Raw genomic sequence first — 7,084 nt, forward strand, 5'->3', positions numbered from 1 at the left:
TTATTCCTGTAGTTTTAGGACTGTGGACTAAAATTACTAACGTAGATGTATAACATTGACTACTTTTGGGTAGCTTTGTCCAGGTTTTTACGAGCGGTTAATCAAAAAATCACCTTCAAACCATCCGTTAAATCGGTTACAGAATCGGCGGTCGAACTTCCTTCGGCATTCTACTATATTTCTCAGAAAGCTATCCGGGTAATACAATGAGATTGAGAAACATAGAAAACAGGGAAACCTTGTCAAACCTCACCAATAGGATGAAACTTATGCGTGTAACTACTGTTACGATTTTCAGCGTGCTCGCTCTGCTAGCTCCAGGGCTGACTAAAAAGGCAAATGCAGCCTTCGAGTCTAAACCCTTTGTGCAGGAACAGTACCGCAGAGACTTTACAGCTCCCGCCGATCCGGGTGCGTCAGTACAGCCCGAAGCAACTACCCAAGGAGATATGTTTAACAAGCCTTTTTATGCAGGAGAGCAAAAGCCTGTGAGAAAGGAAAAAACTATCTCCGCAGGAGCAGACGGCCCAGAAGTTGCCGCCATACAGCAGCGGTTGCTGGTTCACGGTTTCGCGATCGGGACGATCGACGGTTCCTATGGTTCTCGCACCACATCCGCTGTCAGTGCCTTTCAGCAGTCTAAGCGGTTGAACTCCGACGGCATCGTGGACAAAGAAACTTGGACAGCTTTAGCCGCAGATCCGGCGCCAGCTTCTGAAAATTTGCAGGGGAATGCTGCCACTCAGAACAGCGATCCTGTTCCCGGCAATCCTGCAACTGCTCTGACTAAAGGTGCTGCCGGTTCCAAGGTGAAGACGCTACAGGTGCGTCTGGAAATGCAGGGTTACGATCCGGGCCCCATCGACGGCATTTTTGGCGCTCGCACTGCTACGGCTGTGAAGAAATTTCAGGAGTATAAGGGTTTGACTGCTGACGGCGTGGTTGACGAAATCACCTGGAAGGCGATCGGGCAAAACTAAGTAATGAGTTAAAAATACGGAAAATTGCTGTGCCTATAACTCAATAAACCCGGCGTGCAAAAATGACCGGGTTTTTGGATGTTGACTTATCGCTATGTTGTGTGTTATAATAATCAAATGTCAAAATGCGGATATGGCGAAATTGGCAGACGCGCCAGATTTAGGTTCTGGTTCCGAAAGGAGTGAAGGTTCAAGTCCTTTTATCCGCATCGCTTTGTAAGGAATGAGAATTAAATAACTTACAATTTTTATTCTTCTTGTGGGATGGGCGGGACGCCCATCCCACAAATATGTGTAAATTATTTAATTCGCGATCCTAAGACTTATGGCTATGCCATTGAGGAGTCTCGATCGATCCTCGATTAACCGGTTTTTGCTCACAAGGAAAGGCGATCGTCTCTTTCTTCAATCAGAACACCTATCCTCGCCGCCTTTAGTCTTCCATTGGTCTGATTCAACCTCCCCCGCCGGATTCGCTTGATTTTCCATTACATTAAATCTGCATTACTTTCTGTGGTCGATTGTATGCGATTACGTGCGGGTTACACTCCGTTACAATCCCAGAAACCTTGCAAACAAGGAGTTTCGAGATTGTACAAACACATAAAAATAAAGGCGGCACCCAGATTTGAACTGGGGGTGGAGGTTTTGCAGACCTCTGCCTTACCACTTGGCTATGCCGCCGTTACGTCTGAAAATTGACGTTATACGATAATACACTAAATCCTGATTATTTCAACATATCTCTCAAAAATTTCCATCGCCCAATGTTCGTTAGCGAAGCCCGCCCCTACGGGGGCTACGCCAACGAAGAGGATCGCCCCCACAACGGCATCCCAGGCTAATCTAGAAATAGCTCGATCGCCTCCGCTTTACCCGCAACAGCAGCCATGACACCAGATTCTCCCCTACTCGTCGCCCAAATCACCGACACTCACTTGTTCGCAGAGTGCGATCGACAATGGAAAGGAATCTCGACAACCCGCACCCTGCTAGCAGTTCTCGATCGCCTGCAACAGATACAGCCGCCCCCCGACTTACTGTTGCTGACAGGCGACTTATCCCAAGACGAAACACCCAAATCTTACCAGCGCCTCATCTCCCTCATCGCCCCCCTGGGAATTCCCGCCTACTGGATACCGGGAAACCACGACAACATCCCAGTCATGGCAGAAATCTTAAATCAGCCGCCGATTTCCCCTGAAAAATCCTGGATGCTAGGAAACTGGCAGTTTGTGCTGCTTTCGAGTGTGGAAGCGGGATGCGACGGCGGGCGGCTTTCCCCAGACAGCTTGCAGTGGCTGGACTCTCAACTGCAACAAACGGGCGATCGACCTGTTACGATCGCTTTGCACCATCATCCGCTGGCGATCGACTGTGAAATCATGGATGGAATGATGCTGCACAATGCCGATGAATTTTTCGCAATTGTCGATCGATACCCTCAAATCAAAATCGTCCTTTGCGGGCACATTCACCAAGAATTTCATCAACAGCGAGACGGAGTTTCCTACTTGGGCACGCCGAGTACCTGCATCCAACTGCTACCCAAAAGCCATCCGATTGTCCTCGATACTATCGGGCCCGGATTTAGATTGCTCGAATTGGCGATCGATGGTACTTGGGAAACTAAGATTGAGCGAGTAGCCACAGAACCTGCAACAACTTGATAATTTACAGTTAAGAGGTGGTGGGTAGTTGTGCGATCGGCAAATCCAAGAATCCTCTACTAGGTTCGTAGTGAGGACTTCAGTCCGCATCAAATTGGTTAGTAGTGAGGACTTCAGTCCGCAGTAAAAATCATATAACTCAAGTCCAAACGAGCCAACCAATTTGATTGTGTTGCTTCAAACGCAAACAGCAAACAACAATATTCAGCAAGTTTCTGAACCCAAATTTACAAATCATAGAACATATTTTTTACTGAATTATATATCAAAACAGTATTAGCAAAAACACACTCAATTGTCAATCTATCAACAGATAGATATCTTTATTAAGGTCAACATTTTATGATAAGTATTGACCGTAAATTGCAGACATATTTAGAGCGCACCGACAACGAACAAAAATATATCTGACAACCTTACAAAACAGGAGAAACTTAATATGTCTCAAGTCAATGGCGTCATGATGCAGTATTTCCACTGGTACAACCCCGCTGATGGCAGCCTGTGGAATCAGCTAGCAGAATCTGCAAAAGATTTAGCAAAAATAGGCGTGACATCCCTGTGGTTGCCGCCCGCCTATAAAGGAACCGGCGGCGGGATGGATGTAGGTTACGGTGTTTACGACATATTCGACTTAGGTGAATTCGACCAAAAAGGATCGGTACGCACCAAATACGGCACAAAAGATGAATATTTGCGCGCGATCAAAGCTGCACAAGATGTAGGAATTCGGATTTATGCCGATGTTGTCTTCAACCACAAATTAGGTGCAGATGCAGAAGAAGAAGCCGAAGCCACACCCTTCAATCCAGACAACCGCAATGACACCGTAGGCGAATATCAAAAAATCAAAGCTTGGACGCATTTCACTTTCCCAGGCCGCGACAAAAAATATTCCAGCATGGAGTGGCATTGGTGGCATTTTGACGCCATTGATTACAACGTTTACAACACAGACACCCATGCCGTTTACCTGCTCAAAGACAAAGAATTCGATCGAGGGGTAGACTTAGAAAAGGGCAACTTTGACTACCTCATGGGTTGCGATTTAGATATGGACAACCCAGAAGTCACCGGCGAATTAAAATATTGGGGCGAGTGGTATGTCGATACAACAAACGTTGATGGATTTCGCTTCGATGCCGTCAAACACGTAGCAGCAGAATTTTTCCAAGAATGGTTGGAACACGTCCGCAACTATGCCAAACGCGACCTATTTGCCGTCGGTGAATATTGGTCTTACGAAGTGGAAGCTTTGCACTACTTCATCCAAGCAACGGATGGTAAAGTATCGTTATTTGACGCGCCCCTCCACTACAACTTCCACGCTGCTAGCAAAGCCGGCAATAGCTACGACTTGCGTACCATTTTTGACAACACCCTGGTAAAAGACCAACCAACCCTCGCGGTTACTTTGGTTGACAACCACGATTCGCAGCCTTTACAATCTCTTGAATCAGTTGTCGAGGCTTGGTTTAAACCCTTAGCTTACGCTTTAATCCTGCTGCGTAGCGAAGGATATCCGTGCATTTTTTACCCAGATTATTACGGCGCAAACTATAAGGACACAGCAAATGATGGCAACGAATACGAGATTTGGTTAGACAAACATCAAGGGATTCTCGATCAATTCTTGTTCGCACGCCAAACTTATTCCTACGGGAATCAGTACGATTACTTCGACCACGCCAACACGATTGGCTGGACGCGACTCGGAGATGAAGAACATCCGGGCGGTATGGCTGTGGTACTGAGTAATGGAGGCGATGGCACTAAGTTTATGGAAGTCGGACATCCAAATCAAACTTATATTGACATCACCGAACACATCAAAGAACCGATCGCAACTAATGACGATGGTTGGGCTGATTTTAGGTGCAACGCCGGTTCAGTTTCTGTCTGGGTTCCTCAGCCCTAAGCATGACCTAAATCTTGACGGCATCCTCTATCTGAAGTAGGGTGCGCGCTGCGCACCTTACGGCTACGATCGTCCTATCCAACCATTTTTTACTTGGCTATTTCTGATTTTTGCTGATTAAAGCCTGTTCGTAGTGAGGACTTCAGTCCTCTCTTTCTAATCTTACTTTTAGGCGATCGCGCCACTAAATTATTTAAATAAAAAATTATGAAACTTGCAGAAAAAGTTGCCGTAATTACGGGCGGCGGGTCGGGCATTGGACGTGCAGCAGGAATATTAATCGCCCAAGAAGGCGCAAAAGTTGCAATTATCGATCGCATTTTAGAAACAGCACAAGAAACCGTCCGCGAGTTGGTCAATCAAGGAGGTTGCGGGCTGGCGATTGCCGCAGATGTGGCTGATTCTAAGCATATGCAACAGGCATTTGAAACAATTTTTGACGAATATCAAAGAATTGATATTGTGTTCGCAAATGCGGGGATTAATGGTGTCTGGTCGCCGATAGAAGAGATAGAACCGGATGAATGGGATCGGACAATTAACATCAACCTCACAGGAACTTTTTTGACGGTTAAGTATGCTGTTCCTTATCTCAAAAAACAAGGAGGTTCCATCGTCATTACATCATCGATTAACGGCACCAGAAGTTTCAGGAAAGTTGGCGCTACAGCTTACGCTTGCAGCAAAGCAGCGCAGGTAGCTTTTGCAAAAATGCTGGCGCTAGAACTTGCACCCAGCCACATCAGAGTCAATGTGATATGTCCGGGTGGAGTGCTGACTGCGATCGATCAAAGTACCGTTAAGCGCCATCTCGATCGCATCCTAGTCCCGGCTGATTGTATTAAAGATGTGATTCCGTTGACTGATAATACCGCAGGTTCCAGCGAAGAAATCGCTCAATTAGTTTTATTTTTGGTGTCCGATGCCTCCAGCTTTATCACAGGTACTGAAGTCTGGATTGATGGTGGCGGTTCTTTGATTTAAAATCTGATATTATGCAAGTTTATAGGACTTACACATGGGTATCGAGAAACCGGGTTTCTTCCCTAATTCCTCGCTACTAAACCCTAATTTTTCTAAGAAACCCGGTTTCTAACCCGCCGCGCGCAATTCATATTTGATAAATATTTCCAACTCTCCATTGTTTGACAGCAGTTTGCAATGTCTGCGGTAGCCAGTTATCGTACTGAGGATAAACAGGCAAACGCTGCACGAGTTGCCATCGGGCTGCTGCTAAAATTTCTGTTAAAGTTTGTTGTTGCAGGTGAGGATAATCGGGATTAACTTCATCCAGCGGCCCAATTCCGCCTAAATCTCTCGCACCTGCTTCTAAACAAGCTAGCAATATTTGGGGCTGTGCAACTAAATTCGGCGGAATTTGTAGGGCGATTTCAGATGGTAAAATGCTGCGGGCGATCGCAATTACTTGTGGCATTTTTGTAGCATCAAAAACTTCGCCGTCCCAACTTTGCTTGTTTCCCGGACTGTGAGGCTGCAAAATAACTTCTTGAATGTGATTGTAGCGCGAATGAATCCGGGCGATCGCCTCCAACGTCTCAATCCAATCCGCCTCAGCTTCCCCAATTCCCAACAGCAAACCAGTGGTAAACGGAATCTGCAATTCCCCAGCCCATTCTAACTGTTGCAGCCGCAGCGCCGGCACTTTACTCGGTGCGTGTCGGTGAACCGTTTTTAACAAATTGGGGGACAACTGTTCTACCATGAGCCCCATCGAGACATTCACCTGTTTTAACTGTGCCATCTCCTCAAAGCTGAGCGGCCCCACATTAGTATGCGGTAAAAATCCGAGACTAAGTGCCAGTTCGCACAAATCGTAAATCCGCTGAAACCAGGCTTTGCGCCGTTGACTCTGGGGATGTACCTCGCCGCTGAGGATCAGAATTTCAATTACACCTTGAGGAAGCAGCAATTTGAGCTGTTTTTCGGCTTCTGTGAGTGTCAGCCAAGGACTTTGCAGCGGTTCGGCCCGAAAATTGCAATAGGTGCAGCGATTGTAACACTCGTAGGTGGGAACCAACGTATAGGCAGGGCTGTAGGTGACGGTGCGGGACATTCCTTGGGATTTTTATCGATCGGACTTACGCAATAACATATATATCTCACTGCGAGTTTTGCGGTTGGCGATCGCGCTCCTTCATTTATCTTAACACTCACGCCAGTCCCGAATCTCGTTATCAGCTAAATTATGAGCATTTTTTTCTTGGTGCGATCGCCTGTAAATTCCCCAGTCTGCTTTTGAATTCCCCATACAGCAAGCTTTGGGATAAATATAAGTATGGCTTATACCAGTCATAAGAAAAACTGTGCTTAAAACCCCTTTACAAACCGAAATAAAAGCTTTATATTTATTTACATGGCGGAACACAAAGCCGTCACGAACATTGAAAACCAAATAAAGCAATCATAAAACCATGACAGCAACCTTACAGCAGCGCGAAAGCGCCAACCTGTGGTCGCAGTTTTGCAACTGGGTCACCAGCACCGACAACCGCATT

General features: G+C 46.3%; 6 protein-coding genes and 2 tRNA genes. 5 read left to right on the top strand and 3 right to left on the bottom strand.

Features of this window, described 5'->3' with window-relative positions; genetic code table 11:
- Positions 1–269: 269 nt before the first annotated feature.
- Complete coding sequence (locus tag JGK22_RS31935; protein WP_293220820.1) at positions 270–980, top strand: peptidoglycan-binding protein; 711 nt, start codon at positions 270–272, stop codon at positions 978–980.
- Between the two features lie 127 nt (positions 981–1,107).
- Positions 1,108–1,189, top strand: a tRNA-Leu gene (locus JGK22_RS31940).
- Between the two features lie 404 nt (positions 1,190–1,593).
- On the opposite strand, the gene JGK22_RS31945 is transcribed toward JGK22_RS31940, so the two are convergent.
- Positions 1,594–1,664, bottom strand: a tRNA-Cys gene (locus JGK22_RS31945).
- A 206-nt stretch (positions 1,665–1,870) separates the two neighbouring features.
- On the opposite strand from JGK22_RS31945, the gene cpdA reads away from it, so the two are divergent.
- The 3 genes from cpdA (at position 1,871) to JGK22_RS31960 (ending at position 5,552) form a co-directional block, all read left to right on the top strand.
- Positions 1,871–2,650: a 3',5'-cyclic-AMP phosphodiesterase gene (gene cpdA, locus JGK22_RS31950; RefSeq protein WP_293199305.1), complete on the top strand. Its 780-nt coding sequence runs from the start codon at positions 1,871–1,873 to the stop codon at positions 2,648–2,650.
- 439 nt (positions 2,651–3,089) lie between these two features.
- Complete coding sequence (locus tag JGK22_RS31955; protein ID WP_293187048.1) at positions 3,090–4,568, top strand: alpha-amylase; 1,479 nt, start codon at positions 3,090–3,092, stop codon at positions 4,566–4,568.
- A gap of 207 nt (positions 4,569–4,775) precedes the next feature.
- Positions 4,776–5,552 (top strand): SDR family NAD(P)-dependent oxidoreductase, encoded by a 777-nt coding sequence (locus tag JGK22_RS31960; RefSeq protein ID WP_293187049.1) that lies wholly within the window; start codon positions 4,776–4,778, stop codon positions 5,550–5,552.
- Between the two features lie 127 nt (positions 5,553–5,679).
- Here the strand turns inward: JGK22_RS31960 and cofG are convergent, their stop codons facing one another.
- Positions 5,680–6,642: a 7,8-didemethyl-8-hydroxy-5-deazariboflavin synthase subunit CofG gene (cofG, locus tag JGK22_RS31965; protein WP_293314468.1), complete on the bottom strand. Its 963-nt coding sequence runs from the start codon at positions 6,640–6,642 to the stop codon at positions 5,680–5,682.
- A 90-nt stretch (positions 6,643–6,732) separates the two neighbouring features.
- Entirely contained in the window at positions 6,733–6,882 is a 150-nt protein-coding gene (locus JGK22_RS31970; protein WP_293187051.1) for a hypothetical protein, read from the bottom strand.
- Positions 6,883–7,084: the final 202 nt, after the last annotated feature.

Origin of the sequence: Microcoleus sp. PH2017_08_TRC_O_A (genome assembly GCF_020738665.1) — a bacterium.
In the GTDB taxonomy this organism is placed as follows: Bacteria; Cyanobacteriota; Cyanobacteriia; order Cyanobacteriales; family Microcoleaceae; genus Microcoleus.

Bases quoted from the DNA above. Each gene is read 5' to 3' on its own strand.
- JGK22_RS31955 (WP_293187048.1), top strand. From the start codon at position 3,090: ATGTCTCAAGTCAATGGCGTCATGATGCAGTATTTCCACTGGTACAAC.
- JGK22_RS31960 (WP_293187049.1), top strand. From the start codon at position 4,776: ATGAAACTTGCAGAAAAAGTTGCCGTAATTACGGGCGGCGGGTCGGGC.
- JGK22_RS31970 (WP_293187051.1), bottom strand. From the start codon at position 6,882: ATGACTGGTATAAGCCATACTTATATTTATCCCAAAGCTTGCTGTATG.
- cofG (WP_293314468.1), bottom strand. From the start codon at position 6,642: ATGTCCCGCACCGTCACCTACAGCCCTGCCTATACGTTGGTTCCCACC.
- cpdA (WP_293199305.1), top strand. From the start codon at position 1,871: ATGACACCAGATTCTCCCCTACTCGTCGCCCAAATCACCGACACTCAC.
- JGK22_RS31935 (WP_293220820.1), top strand. From the start codon at position 270: ATGCGTGTAACTACTGTTACGATTTTCAGCGTGCTCGCTCTGCTAGCT.